Origin of the sequence: Rhizobium zaerense (assembly GCF_051810725.1) — a bacterium.
Taxonomy (GTDB): Bacteria; Pseudomonadota; Alphaproteobacteria; order Rhizobiales; family Rhizobiaceae; genus Rhizobium; species Rhizobium leguminosarum_I.
Map to the genome: position 1 here is coordinate 3,735,156 of NZ_CM132690.1, position 20,757 is coordinate 3,755,912.

A 20,757-nucleotide genomic window follows, 5' to 3' on the forward strand; every position below is an offset into this window, starting at 1 on the left:
ATGCGTGTCAGCGACCTCTTCATCTACCCGCTCAAGAGCGCCCGCGGCATTGCGCTGCCGGCCGCCGACATCGACGCCTATGGGCTTCCCGGCGACCGGCGGGCGATGATCACCGATGCGCAGGGTCACTTCATCACCCAACGCGAACTGCCGGATCTCGCACGCATCGAGGTGCGACCGGAGGCAAGCGCCTTTCGGCTGCTGATGCAGGGGAAAGCGGACATATCGGTAGCAGCGCCTCAGCCTGAAACCCGCATGGATGTGATCGTGTGGAAATCCGCCGTCAGCGCCGCCGCCGCCGATCCAGAGAGCAACCGGCAGCTTTCCGAATGGCTCGGTCGCGAGGTGCGCCTAGTCTTTTTCGACGGCCAGGCGCGGCGGACGGCGAATGCCGAATGGGCCGGCAAAGGCACGCCCGTCACCTTTACCGACGGCTATCAGATCCTGGTGACGACGACGGGCTCGCTGAAGGCATTGAATGCCGACCTCGCCGCCCATGGCGAAGGCAGTGTCGGCATGGAACGCTTCCGTCCGAACATCGTCATCGATACCGACGAAGCCTGGCCGGAGGACCGCTGGGCGGCGATCGAGATCGCCGGTATCCGCTTCGATCTCGTCAAACCCTGCTCCCGCTGCATCATGACGACGCAGGACCAGATGACCGGTTCACGCGAGGGACCAAACCCGATGCCGGCCATAGGCCGCATCCGCATGTCGGCCGACCGGCGCGTGCCCGGCCCGCTCTTCGGCTGGAATGTCACGCCACGCGGCGGTGGCAGGATCACGATCGGTGACACCGTCAGCATCATTGAAGAGAGGCCGGAAGGCTGGGCGCTCAAGCGTCGCGTCGCGGCATAAAAACAATTCCAGGAAAAGTGCGAAGCGGTTTTCCGTCCGGAATTGCGTAAAAACAAAGAGTTAGAGCGTCACACGCGCCCGAGTGCGGTGTCGATGCCTGCCATGACATCGGCCGGCAGGGGTCCCTTCTCCAGCGCGCCGGCATTTTCCTCCACCTGGGCGACGGTGCGGAAACCCGGGATGGGAAGGGTGCGCGGCGAGCGTGCCCAGAGCCAGGCAAGCGCGCCCTGCGTCAGCGTGCGACCGCCCGATGTCAGGAGATCGCGGACGGCATCGAGCCTTGCCGCGAATTCCGGGGCCATGCGGCCATCCTTGAAATAGACCATCCAGTCGAGGGCTGCACCGCGGACGTCCTTGGCGCCCACTGCCTTGTCAGCGGTGAACTTGCCGGTCAGCAGACCCATGGCCAGCGGACCGCGATTGATAGAGATAAGCCCCTTCCCCTCGATCACCGCGATCATCTCCGGCACCGGCTCGAAGACGTTCATCGTATGCTGGACCGAGACGTAGCCCTGGCGGCCGGTATGACGGGCGGCGCGATCGGGAAAATCGGTGCTCCAGCCGAACGCGTCGATCTTGCCTTCGGCGCGCAGCGCCTCCAGCGTATCGAAGACGGCATCCGATTGATCCAGCCGAAAATCATTGAGATGGAACTGCAGGAGATCGAGACGATCGCGCTTAAGGCGGCGCAACGAGGTCTCGACCGAACGGCGGATGAAGGCCTCATCGGCGAAGGCGCCGGTTGCCTGCTTGGTTTCCGGATCGGTGGCGAAGCCGAACTTGGTGGCGACGACGATATCGTCGCGATTGCCGATCGCCCGGCCGAGCACTTCCTCCGAGTGGCCGGCGCCGTAGTTCGAGGCCGTATCGAAGAAGCGGATGCCGCGTTCGATGGCACGGTTGATCGCTTCCACGGATTCATCGTCGTCGACATCGCCCCAGCCGAGCGGGGTGTTGCCGGCGAAGAAGGGACCGCCGATCGCCCAGCATCCCATGCCGAGGCGCGGAATTTCGCGGCCGTTCCAGAGCGTGATCGTCGTCGGTGATGCGGTCTTGGTCAGCATGAGGTCCTCCTTGATTGGCAATCCTTTGAAGACATAGGAAGCGCGCATGGGCAGGTAAACCGCCAAATCTGGAGGATGTTTTGCACCCGCAAAAAACGAGGTCAGGCTGAAATACCTTTCGGGCCGGAAAGCGTCCGCAAGGCTGGATTAAGCGCCTTGAGCGCCGCCTGAACGAAGCCGTCGCGGGCCGCTGCGGCCTCGATGCCGCGCGGCTCGTAGACATGGCGATGCAGAAAGAACCCTGTCAGACGGAATGCGGCTGAAAGACTATCGAAGTCGGCCGCATGATTGCCTTCGACGCTGAGGAACGGCGGCAGGAGCAGCATTTTGTCCGCCCAGGGCGCACCCGCCGCGCGGCTGACGGCGCGGCCGGATTTCGGCGAGACATAGACGAGATCGGAACGGGTGCCGGTCGCGGCGCATTCGGCAAGATCGAGGCCGAAGCCGAGATCATTCAGCACCGCAAGTTCGAAGCGTACGAAGAGTTCGCCGGCATCGGCCGGGTTGTGCAAGTGATCGAGGATGACCTCCAGCGCATCGAAGAGGTGCGGATGCGGGTCACGCTCCGGCAGCAGCCGCAGCAGCGCGCCCATCGCCTGGACACCGTAGACGGCAGTCGCGGTTTCCATCAGGCGGGCGGCGCGGAGCGTCACCGGCTCGACGCGGAATTCGCCGAGATGCTCATCAAGCCGGGCACGCCAGATGACCTCGACGGCATTGCCCGCCTGCAGCACCGGCTGCATGGCGCGCGAGCGGCCGGAACGCACCAGGCCGAGATGGCGGCCGCGATCACGCGTCATCACCTCGGCAATGACACTCGTCTCGCCGTGGCGCTTGACGCCCAGAATGATCGCCTGATCCTGCCATTGCATCGAAAGAAGTCCCTGCGGCTGACGAATCCATCTTAATCCAAGGCCCGGTTTCTGTCATGGACCACTTCTGTCATGGACCACCTGTCATGGATGGGGTCAGGCTACAGTCGGGAAAAGCCTCTGCAGGAATTCACGCATCGCCGTTTCGTCGAAAGGTTTCACCAGAAGCGGTATGTGCTGCAGGTCGGACGGGAAATCGCCGGTATCGGAATAGCCGCTGACGAAGCCGAAGGGGATGCCGAGATCGACAAGATGGCGGGCAAATCCGAAGCTCATGCCCTCGCCGAGATTGACGTCGAGGAGGGCAAAATCATATTTCTCCGCAGCGATGGCAGCCCTCGCCTGGTCCAAACTGCCGACGATATCGATGCTCTCGACGCCTGCCAGGCGCAAAATATCTTCCGCCTCCATCGCGATGATCAGACTGTCTTCAAGAACCAGAACACGGATTGCGCTCATGATTCCATGCCCCTCGTCGGGCACCTGTCGCAGCGCCCCGGCCATTTCGCCAACATCATTGCCCTCCGGTGCCCCGCATGGCACGCTATCGGTGAATTCCGCCACCTTTTCTGAATAAACCATTTTTCTGCCCGGTCGATAAGAATCAAAATCGGAGGAAAGATGTCGACTGACCTTATTTTCCCTGCTGCTAATCTGCATTTAAAAAAGACATAACCAGACCGCTTGGCTAAAGCATGTCGGGCAAAACTGTGCAGCGGTCTTGCGACAACGACATGCGTAAAACAAAGACCTGAAGCGCCAGGAGCGAATCTGAAAGATCGCGACGCGCTTTAGATGAACGGGCGTTTGCCCTCTCCAAGCCCTTCCCAGCTGGCGATGACCATCAATTCCTCGCCGTTCAGCACCTCGCAGCCGCGCTCCTGCCAGCGGATCAACCCACGTTCGCTGAGCTTTTTCAAGGTTTTGTTGGTGTGAACGATGGAGAGACCGAGCGTGTCGGCAATGTGCTGCTGGGTGATGGGGATAAATTTGCGGCCGTTGAAAATATTGAGCTTCCGGCCGCGCTCAAACAGGAAAGCGATCAGGTAGGCTGCTCTTTCCAGCGCCGTGCGGCGGCCGATGCTCAAGAGATGCTCATCCAGGATGCGCTCCTCGCGCGCGGCGATCCAGGTAATGTCGAAGGCGAGCGAGGCGTGCTTGTTGTAGAGCGTCATCAGCCTGTCTCTTTCGAAGACACAGAGCGAAACGGGTGAAAGCGCTTCAACGGAATGCTGCATCTCGCCGCCGATGGTTCCCTGCAGTCCGATCAGGTCGCCCGGCATGATATAGTTCAGAATCTGGCGACGCCCGTCCTCCAGCATCTTGTAGCGGAAGCCCCAGCCGGAGAGCACCGTGAAGAGATGAGCGCTATGGGCTCCCTCGACGAGAATGGTGGAGCCGGCATCGACGGCAAGCTCACCCCTTTTGAAGCTCGAGACGAATTCCAGCTCGTCGCGGCTGAACTCTCTGAAATGCGGCAGCGGCCGCAAAGGACATTGCTCGCATGGCGTCTTGAACGAATTGATGGGTCTCGACGTCGCCATACGTACCCTTGCCGTCGCAAAACCGGCGCGCCAGCAGGGGCCAGCGTCTACCCGATGACATCCTTGCCATGCTTATTTCGGAAAATCGAGACCCATTTCACGGAACCGCTCGGGATCATCACCCCAATTCTCGCGAACCTTGACGAACAGAAAGAGATGGACCGGCTGTTCGAGGATCTCCGACAATTCCTTGCGGGACGCAGTCGAGATCGCCTTGATCGTTTCACCACCCTTGCCGAGCGCAATCTTCTTCTGGCTGTCGCGCTCAAGATAGATCACCTGCTCGATCCGCACCGAGCCGTCCTTGCGCTCTTCCCACTTCTCCGTTTCGACATGCGAGGCGTAGGGAAGCTCCTGATGCAGGCGCAGAAACAGCTTCTCGCGGGTGATCTCGGCAGCGAGCTGGCGCATCGGCAGATCGGAGATCTGGTCTTCCGGATAATACCACGGCCCCTCCGGGAGCGTTTTCGCCAGATAGTCCATGACGTCGTCGCAGCCGGAGCCGTTTTCGGCGGAGACCATGAAAGTGCGCTCGAAAGCGATCTTCTCGTTGGCGGCGGCGGCCAGTGCCAGCAGATCCTCACGGTTGACGCGGTCGATCTTGTTGAGCAGCAGGATCTTCGGCTGCCGGACTTCCTTGAGGCCTTCGAGGATGGCTTCGGCATCGCCGCGCAGGCCGCGCTCGCTGTCGATCAGCAGTACGATCAGATCGGCATCCCTCGCACCGCCCCAGGCCGAGGTCACCATGGCACGGTCAAGCCGGCGGCGCGGCTTGAAGATACCAGGCGTATCCATGAAGACGATCTGGGCATTGTCGTGGATCGCGATGCCGCGAACGATGGCCCGCGTCGTCTGCACCTTATGGCTGACGATCGAGACCTTGGCGCCGACGAGGCGGTTCACCAGCGTCGACTTGCCGGCATTGGTCGCCCCGATCAGCGCGACGAAGCCCGAATGCGTCGGACCATTGGTTTCTGCGGCAGCTTCGGCCGCGATATCTTCTTCTTGTGTCATTGTCCCGTCAGTTTCCGGCAGGCGATTGCTGCCAAATGCCTTCGCGCTCAAGCATCTTCGTTGCCGCGACCTGTTCGGCGGCACGCTTCGACCGCTCTACGCCGGTTTCGGGCTTAATGCCAGCAACTTCCACCGTCACCTTGAAGCGCGGATCATGATCCGGTCCGCTGCGTTCATCAACCCGGTAGATTGGCGTGACGCCGAATTTCGCGTGCGACCATTCCTGCAGCTCGGTCTTGGCGTCGCGCTTGGCGCCATCGGCCCGCACCGCCCTGCCCTGCCAGTAACGCAGAATGAACCGGCGGGCAACTTCGAGGCCGCCGTCGAGATAGATCGCGGCGATCAGGCTTTCGACGACGTCGGCGCGCACGTTCATCATGCGCTTGCCGGTCAATTTCTTCACATCGGCGCCTGTGCGGATATAGAGGTGAAGATTGAGCTCGTCGGCGACCGCCGCACAGGTTTCAGCACTAACGAGCTGGTTGAGGCGAACCGAGAGCTCGCCTTCTCCCGCCGTGCCGAAAGTGCGGAACAGAAGCTCGGCGATGCAGAGCCCGAGGACCCTGTCGCCGAGGAATTCCAGCCGTTCGTAATTGCTGCCCTTTTCGATGCGGGCGCTGGCATGGGTCAGCGCGCGATCCAGGCGTTCCTTATCAGCGAAGTCATGACCGATCAGGCCTTCAAGCTTTGCGCGTTCCGCCGCAGAAAGCGTCTGCGCCTTACTCATTCAACAACCTTGAAGAGGCGGTCCCAACGCATGTTCGTCGGCCACTTCCAGATTTCGCGGAAGGAGGTATCGTTGCCGAGCGAGAAGAAGATGACGCTGGCGCGGCCGACAAGATTTTCCGCAGGCACGAAGCCGACGTCAAAGCGGCTGTCGAGCGAGTTGTCGCGGTTATCGCCCATCATGAAATAGTGGCCTTCCGGCACGATGAACTCGCGGGTATTGTCGCCGCGCGATACCGGAGACTGATCAAGCGTGTCATAGGTCTTGCCGTTGTCGAGCGTTTCGCGGAACACCGGCACATCTGCACCCGGATCAAGCTTGTAATCCGAGGTGAAGCTGCCGTCCGCCACCTTCGGAACCGGCTTGCCGTTAACGTAGAGCACGCCGTCGGTAACCTGGATATGGTCACCCGGCAGGCCGATGCAGCGCTTGATGTAATCGATCTCGGGGTTTGGCGGGAAGCGGAAGACGACGATGTCGCCACGCTTCGGATCGGCGCCGAACAGGCGGCCGCTGAAGACGTCAGGCGAGAAGGGCAGCGAATATTTCGAATAGCCGTAAGCGAACTTGTTGACGAAGATGTAGTCGCCGACGAGCAGCGTCGGCATCATCGAACCGGAGGGAATGGTAAAGGGCTGGAACAGCACCGTACGGATCACCATCGCCAAAATCAGCGCCTGGATGATGACTTTGATATTTTCCCAGAGGGCATTCGGCTTGGCTTCGACTTTTTCGGACACGCAGTCTTATTCCTTCAAGACGCCGCGGCGGCGCAGTTCTTTCTGTCGTTCTCTCTAGAGCATGATGCCGAAAAGTGTGAGCGGTTTTCGGACGACATCATGCTCTAATTCTTTAATCTAGAACAGGATTCAGATTTTAGGCCGATTGGCCTGAAATCATCCTGTTCTAGCGGCTTCGGTCGGTTGCGGCAATGGCGACAACACCAAAAGCGACGAGAGGTCGCGATCAACAGCTCCCGAGGTCGCGATCAAAGGCTCTCGGGCAACGCCTCGATAATGACGAAGGCCTGCGCCAAGGGATAATCATCCGTTATTGTCAAATGAATGGCGGGCCTGTGGCCCGCGGGCAGCAGCGATTCGAGGATCAGGGCGGCGCCGCCTGATAATACCATGGTCGGCTTGCCGCTCGGCAGGTTGACGACGCCCATGTCCTTCCAGAAGACGCCCTGCGCCATGCCGGTGCCGAGCGCCTTGGAACAGGCCTCCTTGGCGGCGAAACGCTTGGCATAAGATTCGGCACGGTTTGCCCGGCGGTCGGAACGCGCGCGCTCGATCTCGGTAAAGCAGCGATGGGTGAAGCGCTCGCCAAAGCGCTCGATGGATTTCTCGACACGGCGAATGTCGATCAAATCGCTGCCAATGCCGATGATCATGCCGGAACCTTCCGTCCCTTAAGAATTCTCGATCAGGTTCATACGCTCGGCATATCGCCGGCCAGACTGGCAAGACGCAGGCGCGCCCGCTCCATCAGCCGTATGTGGCGGCGCGTCTGAAAACCCTTCACGGTGTAGAACGTCAGCGCATAGAGCGCAACGGAGGTGACGGCCGCCGGCGGAATGGCGCCAACCAGCATCGGCTCCAGCACGGGCTTCCACAGCTCAGCGAAGTTCAGCTTGTGAAAAAGGGCAGCGAGATCCACCGTCTGACCGGCCAGATGATCCTCGCGGTTCAACAGCAAATGCCCGATTTCCCAGGTGATGCCCCAGATGAAGGGATAGGTCAGCGGATTGCCGAAAGCGGCGCAACCGAGGGCGGCGGCCACCATGCTGCCGGAGAGGAAATAGGTGATGACGAAAGCCATGACAAAATGCACGCCGATGAAAGGCGTCCACGAGACGAAGACACCCGCAGCGACGCCGGCGGCAACCGCATGCGGCGAAGCGCTCAGGCGCAGGATGCGCATTGTCAGGTAACGGATCGGGCGAAGGAAACCTTTGCGAGGCCATAAAAGCTCCCGCATCTTTTCCTTGAATCCCGCAGGCTTGCGACGGCGAAACAACATGGCCGGTATTTAGTGCAGCGCACACCACCATGACAAGAGCGGCAAATGATACCGCTCAAAAAACCACCCCTCATTTCTCTCTGCGAAGAGGAGCTTCTTCATGCCCAGGGGCATCCGTTATGCATAACGTCCCTCACTCGTCTCAAGTATAAAGTTCGGTATCAGCGATTGCGGAACAGACCGCGGTCGACCTGGCGCTGACGAAACTCGAGATCAATACGATCGAGCGAGCCGTTCAAATAAGCCATTTCACGTTCCTGTGTGGTCGGAGCGCGGAAGGCACGTGCGAATTTCTTGATAGGGTCAAACATTATCTTGTCTCATCTTCTGTTTACGTTTCGATGACCAGAAGATAGGGCCGAAAGAGGTTAATTACCACCGCCGCAACATGGACGCAGCCATGCACTCAACGCATCTCTTGCCCCGTTGATGCGCCGCTCCGATTATAAAATGTGCAATTTTTCGGCCAACCCTCTGGGGCGGCTTAACAAAAGCTTACTCGTAGAGGCGCCGGACCGTGGCGATACAATCCAGTTCCTTCATCTGGGCGAGCAACTGGTTGAGCTGACGCAGGTCCCAGACCTCGACCTCGATCATCATTTCGGTGAAATCGGCGGCCACCCGCACCGTATTCAGCAAGCGGATATTGACGTCGAGGCCTGCAACCGTCTGGGCGACCTTGGCAAGCGTACCGGGTTCATTCAACCCATTCACCATGATGCGCGCCATGAAACGCGACTTGTTGGCTTCGTCGAGGTCCCAGCGCACGTCGATCCAGCGGTCGGGCTGATCGTCGAAGCGCTGCAGGCTCGGCGACTGGATCGGATAGATGGTGATACCCTTGCCCTGATCCATGATGCCGACGATGCGATCACCGGGCACGGCGCCGGTCGGCGCGAACTTGACGTCGACATTGCCGGACAGGCCGCGGATCGGCCCGATATCGGCATCGGCGTCGATTTCCGAATGGCCGCCGTCGTGCCCTGTCTTGGTCTTGCCGGGGATCTTGAAGATCATGCCGGCGGCGCTGCGAACGTTGAACCAGCCGTCATCGCCCGACGGCTTCACGGTGACGCGCTCATCTTGATGATCGGGATAGACGGCGCGCAACACGTCGAGCGAGGACATCTCGCCGCGGCCGACGGCGGCGATCGCATCCTCGACATCCTTCTGGCCGAGACGGGGCAGCGCCGGCTTCATCGCCTCGCGCGAGAAGATCTTGCCGGCCCTGTTGAAGGTGCGCTCGAGAATGCGGTGGCCGAGGCCGGCATATTGCTTGCGGATCGCCATGCGGGTGGCGCGGCGGATGGCGGCGCGCGCCTTGCCGGTCACGACGATCTCCTCCCAAGCAGCGGGCGGAACCTGCACGCCGGAGCGGATGATCTCGACCTCGTCGCCATTTGCAAGCCGCGTCACCAGCGGCATGATACGGCCGTTGATCTTGGCGCCCACCGTGGTGTCGCCGATATTGGTGTGCACTGCATAAGCGAAATCGATCGGGGTGGCGCCGCGCGGCAGGGCAATCAACTTGCCCTTCGGCGTGAAGCAGAAAACCTGGTCCTGGAAGAGCTCGAGCTTGGTGTGTTCGAGGAACTCTTCCGGGCTGTCGCCCTCGGCCAGGGCCTCGATCGTATGACGCAGCCAAGAATAGGCATTGGATTCGCGGGACAGGATGTCGCCATCGGCATTGGTGGCGCCGTCCTTATAGAGCGTGTGGGCGGCGATGCCGAATTCGGCGATTTCGTGCATGCGCTTGGTGCGGATCTGCAGTTCGATGCGCTGGCTGGAGGGGCCGACGATGGTGGTGTGCAGCGACCGGTAATCGTTCTGCTTCGGCGTCGAGATATAGTCCTTGAAGCGGCCGGGCACGACGCGCCAGCGCGTGTGGACGATGCCGAGCGCCCGGTAACAGGACGGGATGTCCTCGACGATCAGGCGGAAGCCGTAGACATCGGAAAGCTGCTCGAAGGAAAGCGACTTCGACTGCATCTTGCGGAAGACCGAATAGGGCTTCTTCTGCCGGCCCGTGACATAGGCGCTCGTCAGGCCGCTTGCGACCAGAAGGTCGCGCAGTTCGGCCTCGATCTTCTTGACGATGCCCTCGTTGCGCTTCGAAAGCTCTTCCAGCCTTTTGGTGACGGTCTCGTAGGCTTCCGGGTTCATATGGCGGAAGGAGAGTTCCTCGAGTTCCTCGCGCATGTCCTGCATGCCCATGCGGCCGGCGAGCGGCGCATAGATTTCCATCGTCTCCTCGGAGATGCGGGCACGCTTGTCGGCCGACATGTGATCGAGGGTGCGCATATTGTGCAGGCGATCGGCAAGCTTGACGAGCAGCACGCGCACATCGTCTGATATGGCGAGCAGCAGCTTGCGCAGGTTTTCCGCCTGCTTGGCCTTTTTGGTGACGAGATCGAGCTTCTTGATCTTCGTCAGACCCTCGACCAGCCGGCCGATATCCTCGCCGAACAGCTCGTCGATCTCGGCGCGCGTCGCCGTCGTATCCTCGATCGTATCGTGCAGAAGGGCGACCGCGATCGTCGATTCATCGAGATGCATGTCGGTGAGGATCGCGGCGACCTCGAGCGGATGGGAAATATAGGGATCGCCGCTCGCGCGCTTTTGCTGGCCATGCTTCTGCATGGCATAGACATAGGCTTTGTTCAGCAGTGCTTCATTGGCATCGGGCTTGTATTGCTGAACCCGCTCCACGAGCTCGTACTGCCGCATCATTCCAAAGCCACTCCGATAAAAATAAAAGCGCGCCAATCAACGATTGGCGCACACATGGGCAATAATATGCCTAAGCAATAAAGGTGCAAGATTGACGATTGGTAATCATCGCTCTTTTGCGCCGCATGCCGCTTTTTCAGGTCTGCATCTGACCGATGCGACCGGAGGTCCCGCCTGCGCGCTTAGTAGTCGTCGCTCTTTTCCGGCGGCACGAGGCCTTCGATGCCGGCAAGCAGCTCTTCTTCCGACATCTGGTCGAAAGTGATCGTCTCCGGCACGTCGTCCTGCTCTTCGCTGTCGGCCGCAGTGGCACCGCCGGCGGCGATCATGCTTGCCGGATCGGGCTCGGGCTCGTCGACTTCGACATGCTTCTGCAGCGAATGGATCAGATCTTCCTTGAGGTCGTCGGGCGAAAGCGTCTCGTCGGCGATTTCGCGCAGGGCCACCACAGGATTCTTGTCGTTGTCGCGATCGATGGTGATCGAGGCACCCTGGGAAATCAGCCGGGCGCGGTGGCTGGCGAGCAGAACCAGCTCGAAGCGGTTCTCCACCTTGTCGATGCAATCTTCAACTGTGACACGGGCCATTGCCTGTCCTTTACGGTCGTCATTTCGGGATTAACACGCCCGATACAATTAAAACCGGGCAAATACAAGTTTTTCATTCCGCCTCCCCTCGCCTTTATCCGTGGCTGAGCTAAATTTCCATGGAGAATGTCATATTTCCACCGAAGGTTGCTTGGAATATGTCGAATCGTGCCCTAAATCTTTCATATATGAATAATTCATAAAGTAAGGATCAGGTCGAAATTGAAACACAAGCTATTGTTTTTATTGAGGTTTGATGCCTTCTGATTTCGATTGCTCTCATTGGATTGGTAAGCGATGTTTGACCCACGCGAGAAAATTGCACTCTTCATTGACGGCGCCAACCTCTACGCTGCATCCAAGAGCCTCGGCTTTGATATAGATTACCGCAAGCTCCTGAAGGCATTCCAAAAACGCGGATATCTGCTGCGTGCCTATTATTATACCGCGCTGATCGAGGATCAGGAATATTCATCAATCCGGCCGCTGATCGACTGGCTCGACTATAACGGCTACAAAGTCGTCACCAAGCCTGCCAAGGAATTCACGGATTCCATGGGTCGCCGAAAGATCAAGGGCAACATGGACATCGAGCTTGCGATCGACGCGATGGAACAGTCCGAAACGGTCGATCACCTCGTCATCTTCTCGGGCGACGGCGACTTCACGAACCTGGTCGAGGCGTTGCAGCGCAGAGGCCGCAAGGTCTCGGTGATCTCAACCATGGCGACGCAGCCGCCGATGATCGCCGACGACCTGCGCCGTCAGGCCGATCATTTTATCGACCTCTTGTCTCTGAAGGCTGAAATCGGTCGCGATCCCTCGGAGCGGGCGCCACGCCCGGCCGAAGTCGCCCCGGCCAGCGATTTCGAGGACTAAGCGGGTTTTACACTTCGAAGCCGACTGGCTCGTCAAAGCGCCGCGGGCTTCTGGCGCGCCGTTCGAAACAAGTGATGAAAACCTGGCGGATGGCGACCATTGCCAGCCATCGTCATACTGTCAGCCTCTATCCTTCAGCAGGCGGCTCTTCTGCCGATTCCAATCGCGTTCCTTCTCCGACTCGCGCTTGTCGTGCAATTTCTTACCCTTGGCGAGCGCCAGTTCCATCTTCGCCCGACCACGGTCGTTGAAATAGATCTTCAGCGGGATCAGCGTCATGCCTTCGCGGTTGATGGCGGAGCGCAGGCGATGGATTTCACGGCCCGACAACAGCAGCTTGCGGCGCCGGCGCGGTTCGTGATTGAAGCGGTTGGCCTGCAGATATTCCGGCAGGTAGGAATTGATCAGCCAGATCTCACCGCCCTCATCCGAGGCGTAGGATTCGGCGATATTGGCCTTGCCTTCGCGCAGCGACTTGACCTCCGTGCCCATCAGCACGAGGCCGGCCTCGTAGGTATCGATGATCTCGTAGTTGAAGCGGGCCTTGCGGTTTTCCGCCACAACCTTGTTCACTACACGCTGGCTGCCTTTGGGGGCCATGACGATATTCCAATTGCTTCCGAGCATGATGCCGAAAAGTGTGAGCGGTTTTCGGGTGCCATCATGCTCTATTTCTTTGATGTACGTCTGGATGGCTTTAGGCCGGTCCAGCCTAAAATCATTCGGAACTAGGGCGCGAAAAGCCGCGCCCTCATTCCTTGCCCTTTATGTAAGGGAGAGACCCTGTCTTGTGAAGAAGGCCGGTCTCGTCAGTTCAACAGGCCGGCATGGCGCATGGCGGCGTCGATGGCCGATTCCGTTGCCGGTTCCAGCGTCGAAAGCAGCGGCGAGCGGACGTTACGGCTCATCCGGCCAAGCCTGGAGAGCCCGTATTTGGCGCCGCAAAGACCCGGCTCAAGGAAAATCGCCTTGTGCAACGGCATCAGCCGATCCTGATATTCAAGGCGCGGGCATAATCGCCTGCCAGTGTCGCCGCCTGGAAATCGGCGCAGAGGCGTGGGGCGACATTGGCCGTTACCGAAATACAGCCGACACCGCCATGGGCGTTGAAGCCCAGCGCCGTCGCATCCTCGCCAGACAGTTGCCGGAAATCCGTCCCGCAGGTGATGCGCTGTTCCGAAACGCGCTCGATCTTGCCCGTCGCATCCTTGACGCCAACGATATTCCTGTGCGCCTTGGCGAGCGCACCCATCGTTTCCGGCGTCATATCGACCACCGAGCGGCCGGGGATGTTATAGATATAGATCGGCAGATCGACGGCATCGGCGATGGCCGAAAAATGCGCGATCAAACCCTTCTGCGTCGGCTTGTTGTAATAGGGAGTGACGACCAGAACGGCGTTCGCACCGACCTTTTCGGCATGCTGGGCAAGCTCGATCGCCTCCCGCGTATTGTTCGAGCCGGCGCCAGCCATGACGGGAACGCGTTTTGCGGCAACCTCGATGCAGAGTTCCACGACCCGTTTGTGTTCGGCATGCGACAGCGTCGGGGATCTGCCCGTCGTGCCGACCGGAACGAGACCACCGCTGCCTTCCTTGATCTGCCAGTCGACATGAGCGGCGAAGCTGTCTTCGTCGATCAGTCCGGCATCGGTGAAGGGGGTGACGAGGGCGGGAATGGACCCATTGAACATGCAAAGCTCCTCACGACCAAATCCTTGCTTCGGCCGCATTCCATGAATAAGAATTGCGCACCATAGAGCGCCGAAATCATCGCGACAAGCGCGTAGAGTTCGGTTTAGGGCAAATTCCGATAGCAGATGTGAACGAATTTTACCTGGTACGGTAAGGTTTCGTTAAGATGCCTCTAGCCTAATGGCAGGGCGTGTTTTCGTTGCGAGATCCCGGATGAAGAAAGCTGTCCTGATTCTGTCCGCCTTCGGCTTCATTGCCGCTGCGTGGGGCAGCGTTGCGTCGCCGCTTCCCGGCGAGAGCCCTTCGATGCCTGAGGTCAAGCCGCTCGGCTTCATTCCCGAGACATCCATACCGGAATCGATCACAACGGGTGCCATTCCGCACAACCCGGCAATCGCGCCTGTCAACGGCGACCTGAAAGCCGGCCTCGATGCGCTTTCCGACAAGGACCCGCAGCTGGCGCTTTCGATCCGCGACGGCATGCGCGACGCTACGCTCGACCGCCATATCCTCACCTGGGCGATTGCCGTTTCCGGATTGAAGGGCGTTCCCTCCTATGAAATCGCCAGTGCCGCGCAGGAGCTCAAGGGCTGGCCGGGCGTTTCGCGGCTGCGCGCCTATTCCGAGCGCGCGCTCTATGACGAAAATCCCGCCCCTCCCGCCATACTTGCCGCCTTCGGAGATACCGCGCCTGAGACGATGCAGGGTGCGGTCGTCCTCGGCCGGGCGCTGGTTGCATCAGGCGGCCAAGCGCAAGCGGCAAAATACATCCGCAAGGTTTGGCGTGGAGAGGCTCTCGACAAGGCGACCGAGGACAAGATCCTCATCGAGTTTTCCGCGCTGTTGACACCCGCCGACCACAAGGCGCGGATGGACTATCTGATGTATCGCGGCCGGGTGGCACAGGCCAAGCGCTTCGGAGACATGGGCCAGGCGCAATCGCTCTACAAGGCCTGGGCTGCGGTCGACGCCAAAGCGGCCAATGCCGGCGCTTTGCTCAACGGAGTCGATGCGAAGTGGCGCACCGATGCCGGCCTGCTGTTTGCGCGGATCGAATATCTACGCAAGCAGGACAAATATGCCGAGGCGGCAGGACTTCTGGAGCAAATGCCGCCGGAGCGCAGCGAACTCGTCAACTCCGGCGAATGGTGGAACGAGCAACGCATCGTCAGCCGTGGTCTCGTCGACCAGGGACAATTCAAGCCTGCCTATCGCATCGTCGCAAACTACGCCGCAACGAGCCCGACGGATATCGTCGAGGCTGAATTCCATGCCGGATGGTACGCGCTTCGCGGCCTGCAGGACCCGGCAACGGCGGAAAGACATTTCCGCAAGATCCTCGAGACATCGAACGGGCCGATCTCGGTTTCACGCGCCTGGTACTGGCTGGGACGGGCAGCCGAAGCCGGCGGCCCCGGAAAATCCAGCGAATTCTATACAAAGGCCGCGGATTTTCCAGGCACCTTCTATGGCCAGCTCGCGGCCGAAAGGCTGGGGCGAAAGACGCTTAATGTCACCTATCCGTCGCCGAGCACTGCCGACCGGCAACGCTACCAGGCACGCGAAGCCGTGCAGGCAATCACCCGGCTGGAGGCCGCCGGCCATGGGTGGCGGGCCGATATTCTCTATCTCGCGCTTGCCGATCAGTTGCAGAGCCCGGGTGAACTGGCTGTCCTCGCGGCACAGGCAGAGCAATCCGGCGATCATCATCTTTCGCTGCAGATTGGCAAGATCGCTTATGGACGCGGCATCGATGTCGCGGCGCTCGCCTTTCCGGTCGGCGTTATCCCGGCGAACGCCAATATATCAGGCTCCGGCAAGGCGCTCGCCTATGCCATCGCCCGGCAAGAAAGCGCCTTCAATCCGGCCGCCGTATCGGCGGCCAATGCACGCGGACTGCTGCAGCTTCTGCCGGGAACAGCCCAGGCGGTGGCAAAGCGCCACAACATCGCCTATTCGAAGGACAAGCTGACGGCCGATGCCGGTTATAACGCCACACTCGGTGCGCACTATCTCGGCGAGCAAATCGACGCCTTCGGCGGTTCCTATATCCTCACCTTCATTGCCTACAATGCTGGGCCGAAGCGGGTACCGGAATGGATCGGCCGTTACGGCGATCCGCGCGGTAGGCCGATCGACGAAATCGTCGACTGGATCGAGCGCATCCCCTTCCCCGAAACGCGCAACTATGTGCAGCGGGTGATGGAGAATTACGAGGTCTACAAAGCCCGTCTCGGACAGCCGACCGACATCGAGCGCGACCTTGTCGGCGGACGCAGCGCCTCCTGAAGCCGTTTGGCGCGGCTCGAAAAGCAAGCTACATCTGCGGGATCAACAACTCTCGAGGGATGCGATGCCGGACACGGATGCAAGTGGTTTCCAGGAACGATTTTACGCGTCTTCGGATGGGCTGAAGCTTTATGCCCGCGACTATCGGCCCGGCGAGGTGGCAACCGCGGGACGACTGCCGATCGTCTGCCTGCCCGGCCTGACCCGCAATACGCGGGATTTTCATCCGCTTGCGCTGCTTCTTTCCCGCGACACGACGGCGCCACGCAGGGTGATTGCACTCGATTCGCGCGGGCGGGGAAATTCGGCTTGGGACGAGAACAAGGCGAACTACAATCTCGCCATCGAGGCCGGCGACGTCATTGCCGCTTGCACGACACTCGGCATCGAGCGGGCGATCTTCATCGGCACGTCGCGGGGCGGGCTGATCCTGCATCTGATCGCAGCGACGAGACCGGATCTTCTCGAAGCCGTCATCCTCAACGATATCGGGCCGGTGCTCGAGGCTGAGGGTCTGGCGCGGATCCGCGACTACCTCAACAGCGGCAGGAAGCCGGGGGACTGGAACGAGGCGGCCGTTATACTGAAGGAAAATCATGGCGCGTCATTTACCGCGCTTGCAGAAGAAGATTGGCACGAGATGGCGCTTGCCCTTTGTCGGGATATCGATGGAAGGCCTGTTGCCGATTACGATCCAGCGATTGCGGAGGCGCTGAAATCGATCGATTTCAGCCAGCCGCTGCCTGATCTCTGGGAGCAATTCGAAAGCCTGGGCCGGTTGCCGCTCATGCTGATCCGCGGTGAAAACACTTCGCTGCTTTCACTGGAAAGCGCAGGCGAAATGGCGCGGCGGCATTCGGGGTTGATCCGACATACTGCCGAAGGGCAAGGACATGCCCCGCTCCTGCATCTTGATAACATCCCCACAGCAATACGAGCTTTTCTCGCCGCCTGCCGGTAACCTCATCGAAACCGGTCAGCGGGCACAATGTGCCTTCGTCCAATCGGCATAGGGGGAGCCTCGGCGGATTTGATTTCTCGCTGCCGTGGCCCTTCGGGCTTCACCCTACCTGCCAGATCGGCGAGCTTCGCTGGCGCGACCATCTGAGACCGTTCAAATCGGATAACCAGCGGCTCTCCCTTCCACTCCTTCGGCCCTTCGTTCGCGCGCCAGTGCGCTCCCTACTACGGCCTCTGCTGACTTCTCGCTCCGGCTCGACACCGTCGCCCTTTCAGGCATGAGGCGAGATCTCCCCAGGTAAGAACGCACTCCTTCCCTGCACGACCGCCGGATTTACGCCACCGCCCCTTGGTCACAAGAGCTTTGCGGTTCATTGCCCGCTCGCCCTGGTCGGCACCGCCTCATATCCGGTTCTTGTTCATCGGCCCGCAGTTTCGATTCACGCTTCCTCCCCACGGTCGGTCGCCCTTCCGCAGTTGCGCTTCTCTTCGCTCGCTATGACCAGCTTACGATGAGACTTCCACCCACAAGAGTGCGCCCATGCTGGGCGCACCAATACAAAAAGCCCGGCTCGAGAGCCGGGCTTTCCTGACTGACCGAAGTCAGATCAAATTAGAACGAACGCTGCAGACGGAAGTAGCCCGTCGTGGTGTCGTCGCCGTCTTCCGGATCGAGCCACTGAACCGAAGCCTTGGCGTAGAAGTTGTCGACGATCTGGTAATCAACCGTCAGACCAGCCTTCCAAGCATCGCCGAGACCGTCGAAGTTTTCCGGAACTTCCGTGCCACCGCCGAAGTAGTTGCCGTAGTACTGAACGCCCGGGGTGATTTTGAGCTTGTCGGTTGCCTTGATAGCGTATTCGGCAGCGATAGCCCATTCAGCCGAGGAGTAGTACGAGTTCGGGCCGGAAGAGTATACGCCGGCGAGGCCGAGCGTGCCGGGACCGATGTCAACCGTACCCATTGCACGGATAGCGCCGTCTTCGTTGTCGACGTCCCAGCCGCCAGTGACCTGGTAGCTGAACGCACCAGCCTTGCCGCCAACGCCGAAGGCAACGCCGACATTGTTCGGACCATCGTCCGCAGTAAAGACGGTGGTGCCGGGAATGACGCCGGGAGCAAAGGTACCCTGGTAAACGCCGTCTTCCAGTTCATCGACGCTGAGGCCGGCGTAGAAGGTGCCGCTTTCATACTGATAGCGGATCGAGTTGTGCAGCGTTACGACCGAACCGATGTCGTCGGTTTCGCCAGAGAGACCATCGTCCCACCAGCTGTAGAACAGACCGGCGCGGAAGCCCGCGACGTCGAGGTAAGCGGAGTCGAGGATGGCTTCCTGATCGGTGGCATTGTCAGCATTGAACTGCATGACGATGACGCCGGTCAGCGGACCATATTCGGTGTCGCTCTTGGCCGTGAACTGAACCTGACCGCGGGTGACGGCATCCCAATCCGAATCGCCGCCGACATCTTCGCCAACGTTGACCTGGAAACGGATGTAGCCTTCGATCTTGAGGCAGGTTTCGGTGCCCGGGATGTAGAAGTAGCCGGTGCCGTAAGCGTCGCAGACGCGAACATATTCAACCGGTTCCGGCTCGGCAGCAACGATAGCGTCAGCAGCCTGAGCACCGGAAACTACTGCGAGAGCAGCAGCGGAGCCGAGAAGAAGGCTCTTGATGTTCATAAATGACCTCCAATTCAAAGTTTCGATCGGGTTTGGGATCTTTCGCTGAGCAGCGTTCCCTGCCCCATCCCCGTGTTTCAAGAAGTGGACGATCAGTCGCCCTTGCTTCCGACGCTGAAAATACAAGACGCAGGCCGTCGCGCAATCACCAACTTGCTCGGATGGGGGATTTGAGGGAGCCTTCCCGACATTCTGTTGCTGAAAGGACACAAGTCGGGCAGCCAGCCTCGATTTCCTTTATGTTTTGTTAAGAAAACCCTGATTTTGCGGAGGCTTAGGTCCGGTCAACAAAGAATTGGACATGCGCTTTGCGACACATTCGTGACACTTTTTTGACAAAATGCAGCTCTTGCGGGGGATTCGTGATTACAGGAAGCGTAACCGAACGTGCACGGATCCAGCTTTCGCCACTTGCCGGGCGTGAGCGCGGGAACTGATTCCCGCAGACGATTCTCTCACTCGACGCAGAGAGATTTTTCTCGTTCGTCCGGCCAAAGGCATAGTCGACCAAGCGAACATGATTCCCTGCCGGAAATTAAAGATCGACGCATGCTCAGGAAATGCCCGACCTGAGAGATAGGTGACGTTTTGTACCGGAGACATGGGTAACACTTTCCGTTTTGAAGCGGGAGGTGTTGATGCCGTGGAGAGAGATTTCGGTCATGGAGGAACGTCTTCGATTTGTCGCCCGGCTGCTTGAGGGCGAGGGTATGAGCGATGTTTGCCGGGAATTCGGCATCTCGCGCAAGACCGGCTACAAGATCTTCAACCGTTACAAGGACGAAGGGCTTGATGCCCTGACGGACCGGTCGCGCCGACCGGTCCGTTATGCCAACCAGTTGCCCGAGCCAGTCACGGCGATGATCGTGCGACTGAAGAAGGAAAAACCATATTGGGGAGCACGCAAAATCCGGGAGCTTCTGGTCAAGCGGCTTGCAGGCGATGTGCGCATTCCCGCCACAAGCACCGTGCATGCCGTGCTCGACCGACACGGCCTTGTGAGCCAGGCCCGCAAGAGGAACCGGGCGAACAAGGCCGTGGGAACGGTGCTTGGTGAAGCGCTTGCTCCCAATGACCTCTGGTGCGCCGATTTCAAGGGAGAGTTCAAGCTCGGCAACGGACGCTACTGTTACCCCTTGACGGTCACCGACCAGGCATCACGCTACCTTCTCTGCTGCGAGGCCTTCGAATCGACCCGCGAGCAGGGCGTCTTCGAAGCCTTCCGCAGGCTCTTTGCCGAACGCGGGCTGCCCACCGCCATCCGCTCCGACAACGGTCTGCCCTTCGCCAGCCCCAATGGGCTCTACAATCTGTCGAAGCTGTCGGTCTGGTGGCTGAGGCTCGGCATCGGCATCGAGCGCATCAAACCCGGTCACCCGCAGCAGAACGGCCGCCACGAGCGCATGCATCTGACGCTGAAGAAGGAGGCCACCCGCCCGCCCGGCAGGACGATCCTCCAACAGCAGGCACGCTTCGATGACTTCATCCGCGAATTCAACGAGGAACGCCCACATGAGGCGCTGAACATGCGGCATCCGGCAGAGATTTATCGGCCGTCAGACCGCCTCTATACCGGCCTGCCCGAGATCGAATACCCCTTCCATGACCGCGACGTGCTGGTCACCCATTGTGGACGCATCTGTATGCACCGCAAGAAGATCAATATCTCAACCGTCATGGCCGGACAGAAACTCGGCATCAAAGAAGTCGACAACGGCATTTGGCTCGTCAGCTTCATGCACTATGATCTGGGATATATCGACCTGGAGCAGAGAACCTTGCAAACCATCGACAACCCGTTCGGCACGAGGTTGTCACCCATGTCTTAGGTACGTT

19 protein-coding genes and 1 pseudogene are annotated in these 20,757 nt (G+C 59.8%); 5 read left to right on the top strand and 15 right to left on the bottom strand.

Translation table 11 applies throughout. The annotated features are described in order from the left end of the window. Positions 1–858, top strand: coding sequence for an MOSC domain-containing protein (locus tag ACS4RR_RS18250; protein ID WP_222281048.1), 858 nt, complete (start codon positions 1–3; stop codon positions 856–858). 68 nt (positions 859–926) lie between these two features. Here the strand turns inward: ACS4RR_RS18250 and ACS4RR_RS18255 are convergent, their stop codons facing one another. The 12 genes from ACS4RR_RS18255 to rpoZ form a co-directional block, all read right to left on the bottom strand. Continuing rightward, complete coding sequence (locus ACS4RR_RS18255; protein ID WP_456189105.1) at positions 927–1,922, bottom strand: aldo/keto reductase; 996 nt, start codon at positions 1,920–1,922, stop codon at positions 927–929. 101 nt (positions 1,923–2,023) lie between these two features. Beyond that, positions 2,024–2,794, bottom strand: a complete 771-nt coding sequence (gene recO, locus ACS4RR_RS18260) for a DNA repair protein RecO (RefSeq protein WP_407768577.1) — start codon at positions 2,792–2,794, stop codon at positions 2,024–2,026. 96 nt (positions 2,795–2,890) lie between these two features. Further along, complete coding sequence (locus ACS4RR_RS18265) at positions 2,891–3,376, bottom strand: response regulator (RefSeq protein ID WP_170257620.1); 486 nt, start codon at positions 3,374–3,376, stop codon at positions 2,891–2,893. A gap of 209 nt (positions 3,377–3,585) precedes the next feature. Then, the gene (locus ACS4RR_RS18270) at positions 3,586–4,338 is read right to left on the bottom strand and encodes a Crp/Fnr family transcriptional regulator (RefSeq protein ID WP_260110540.1); all 753 of its coding nucleotides are present in this window, start codon (positions 4,336–4,338) and stop codon (positions 3,586–3,588) included. Between the two features lie 72 nt (positions 4,339–4,410). Next, positions 4,411–5,352 carry a GTPase Era gene (gene era, locus ACS4RR_RS18275; protein ID WP_260110539.1) on the bottom strand — a complete coding sequence of 314 codons (942 nt, stop codon included), beginning with the start codon at positions 5,350–5,352 and terminating at the stop codon, positions 4,411–4,413. Positions 5,353–5,359: 7 nt separating this feature from the next. Then, entirely contained in the window at positions 5,360–6,079 is a 720-nt protein-coding gene (gene rnc / locus ACS4RR_RS18280) for a ribonuclease III (protein ID WP_260110538.1), read from the bottom strand. Then, a complete protein-coding gene (gene lepB / locus ACS4RR_RS18285; protein ID WP_131702305.1) occupies positions 6,076–6,819 on the bottom strand; it encodes a signal peptidase I in 744 nt (247 codons plus the stop codon). Before lepB ends, rnc begins: the two co-directional genes overlap by 4 nt. A gap of 248 nt (positions 6,820–7,067) precedes the next feature. Then, on the bottom strand, positions 7,068–7,472 hold the full coding sequence (gene acpS, locus ACS4RR_RS18290; RefSeq protein ID WP_260110537.1) for a holo-ACP synthase: 405 nt from the start codon (positions 7,470–7,472) through the stop codon (positions 7,068–7,070). 38 nt (positions 7,473–7,510) lie between these two features. After that, positions 7,511–8,101, bottom strand: a complete 591-nt coding sequence (locus ACS4RR_RS18295; protein ID WP_222384664.1) for a DUF2062 domain-containing protein — start codon at positions 8,099–8,101, stop codon at positions 7,511–7,513. Between the two features lie 161 nt (positions 8,102–8,262). Beyond that, positions 8,263–8,412, bottom strand: a complete 150-nt coding sequence (locus tag ACS4RR_RS18300; RefSeq protein WP_003558084.1) for a DUF3563 family protein — start codon at positions 8,410–8,412, stop codon at positions 8,263–8,265. A 184-nt stretch (positions 8,413–8,596) separates the two neighbouring features. Continuing rightward, on the bottom strand, positions 8,597–10,831 hold the full coding sequence (locus ACS4RR_RS18305) for a RelA/SpoT family protein (protein ID WP_017963662.1): 2,235 nt from the start codon (positions 10,829–10,831) through the stop codon (positions 8,597–8,599). A 182-nt stretch (positions 10,832–11,013) separates the two neighbouring features. After that, positions 11,014–11,418: a DNA-directed RNA polymerase subunit omega gene (gene rpoZ, locus ACS4RR_RS18310; RefSeq protein ID WP_017959757.1), complete on the bottom strand. Its 405-nt coding sequence runs from the start codon at positions 11,416–11,418 to the stop codon at positions 11,014–11,016. A gap of 297 nt (positions 11,419–11,715) precedes the next feature. Between rpoZ and ACS4RR_RS18315 the strand changes: the two genes are divergently transcribed. After that, positions 11,716–12,297, top strand: coding sequence for a LabA-like NYN domain-containing protein (locus tag ACS4RR_RS18315; protein WP_003546927.1), 582 nt, complete (start codon positions 11,716–11,718; stop codon positions 12,295–12,297). Between the two features lie 120 nt (positions 12,298–12,417). On the opposite strand, the gene smpB is transcribed toward ACS4RR_RS18315, so the two are convergent. Both smpB and dapA read right to left on the bottom strand, forming a co-directional pair. Beyond that, a complete protein-coding gene (gene smpB / locus ACS4RR_RS18320) occupies positions 12,418–12,897 on the bottom strand; it encodes an SsrA-binding protein SmpB (RefSeq protein ID WP_026154084.1) in 480 nt (159 codons plus the stop codon). Between the two features lie 209 nt (positions 12,898–13,106). After that, positions 13,107–13,990, bottom strand: a pseudogene (gene dapA, locus ACS4RR_RS18325) (4-hydroxy-tetrahydrodipicolinate synthase). A 214-nt stretch (positions 13,991–14,204) separates the two neighbouring features. Between dapA and ACS4RR_RS18330 the strand changes: the two are divergent. Both ACS4RR_RS18330 and ACS4RR_RS18335 read left to right on the top strand, forming a co-directional pair. After that, entirely contained in the window at positions 14,205–16,280 is a 2,076-nt protein-coding gene (locus ACS4RR_RS18330; RefSeq protein ID WP_260110536.1) for a lytic transglycosylase domain-containing protein, read from the top strand. A gap of 64 nt (positions 16,281–16,344) precedes the next feature. After that, complete coding sequence (locus ACS4RR_RS18335) at positions 16,345–17,241, top strand: alpha/beta fold hydrolase (protein WP_260110535.1); 897 nt, start codon at positions 16,345–16,347, stop codon at positions 17,239–17,241. Positions 17,242–17,853: 612 nt separating this feature from the next. Here ACS4RR_RS18335 and ACS4RR_RS18340 read toward each other — a convergent pair. Continuing rightward, positions 17,854–18,921 carry a porin gene (locus ACS4RR_RS18340; RefSeq protein WP_260110534.1) on the bottom strand — a complete coding sequence of 356 codons (1,068 nt, stop codon included), beginning with the start codon at positions 18,919–18,921 and terminating at the stop codon, positions 17,854–17,856. A 638-nt stretch (positions 18,922–19,559) separates the two neighbouring features. On the opposite strand from ACS4RR_RS18340, the gene ACS4RR_RS18345 reads away from it, so the two are divergent. Next, on the top strand, positions 19,560–20,750 hold the full coding sequence (locus ACS4RR_RS18345; protein ID WP_260109368.1) for an IS481 family transposase: 1,191 nt from the start codon (positions 19,560–19,562) through the stop codon (positions 20,748–20,750). The last annotated feature ends 7 nt before the right edge of the window (positions 20,751–20,757 follow it).

Bases quoted from the DNA above. Each gene is read 5' to 3' on its own strand.
- ACS4RR_RS18250 (WP_222281048.1), top strand. From the start codon at position 1: ATGCGTGTCAGCGACCTCTTCATCTACCCGCTCAAGAGCGCCCGCGGC.
- ACS4RR_RS18255 (WP_456189105.1), bottom strand. From the start codon at position 1,922: ATGCTGACCAAGACCGCATCACCGACGACGATCACGCTCTGGAACGGC.
- recO (WP_407768577.1), bottom strand. From the start codon at position 2,794: ATGCAATGGCAGGATCAGGCGATCATTCTGGGCGTCAAGCGCCACGGC.
- ACS4RR_RS18265 (WP_170257620.1), bottom strand. From the start codon at position 3,376: ATGGTTTATTCAGAAAAGGTGGCGGAATTCACCGATAGCGTGCCATGC.
- ACS4RR_RS18270 (WP_260110540.1), bottom strand. From the start codon at position 4,338: ATGGCGACGTCGAGACCCATCAATTCGTTCAAGACGCCATGCGAGCAA.
- era (WP_260110539.1), bottom strand. From the start codon at position 5,352: ATGACACAAGAAGAAGATATCGCGGCCGAAGCTGCCGCAGAAACCAAT.
- rnc (WP_260110538.1), bottom strand. From the start codon at position 6,079: ATGAGTAAGGCGCAGACGCTTTCTGCGGCGGAACGCGCAAAGCTTGAA.
- acpS (WP_260110537.1), bottom strand. From the start codon at position 7,472: ATGATCATCGGCATTGGCAGCGATTTGATCGACATTCGCCGTGTCGAG.
- ACS4RR_RS18295 (WP_222384664.1), bottom strand. From the start codon at position 8,101: ATGTTGTTTCGCCGTCGCAAGCCTGCGGGATTCAAGGAAAAGATGCGG.
- ACS4RR_RS18300 (WP_003558084.1), bottom strand. From the start codon at position 8,412: ATGTTTGACCCTATCAAGAAATTCGCACGTGCCTTCCGCGCTCCGACC.
- ACS4RR_RS18305 (WP_017963662.1), bottom strand. From the start codon at position 10,831: ATGATGCGGCAGTACGAGCTCGTGGAGCGGGTTCAGCAATACAAGCCC.
- rpoZ (WP_017959757.1), bottom strand. From the start codon at position 11,418: ATGGCCCGTGTCACAGTTGAAGATTGCATCGACAAGGTGGAGAACCGC.
- ACS4RR_RS18315 (WP_003546927.1), top strand. From the start codon at position 11,716: ATGTTTGACCCACGCGAGAAAATTGCACTCTTCATTGACGGCGCCAAC.
- smpB (WP_026154084.1), bottom strand. From the start codon at position 12,897: ATGGCCCCCAAAGGCAGCCAGCGTGTAGTGAACAAGGTTGTGGCGGAA.
- ACS4RR_RS18330 (WP_260110536.1), top strand. From the start codon at position 14,205: ATGAAGAAAGCTGTCCTGATTCTGTCCGCCTTCGGCTTCATTGCCGCT.
- ACS4RR_RS18335 (WP_260110535.1), top strand. From the start codon at position 16,345: ATGCCGGACACGGATGCAAGTGGTTTCCAGGAACGATTTTACGCGTCT.
- ACS4RR_RS18340 (WP_260110534.1), bottom strand. From the start codon at position 18,921: ATGAACATCAAGAGCCTTCTTCTCGGCTCCGCTGCTGCTCTCGCAGTA.
- ACS4RR_RS18345 (WP_260109368.1), top strand. From the start codon at position 19,560: ATGCCGTGGAGAGAGATTTCGGTCATGGAGGAACGTCTTCGATTTGTC.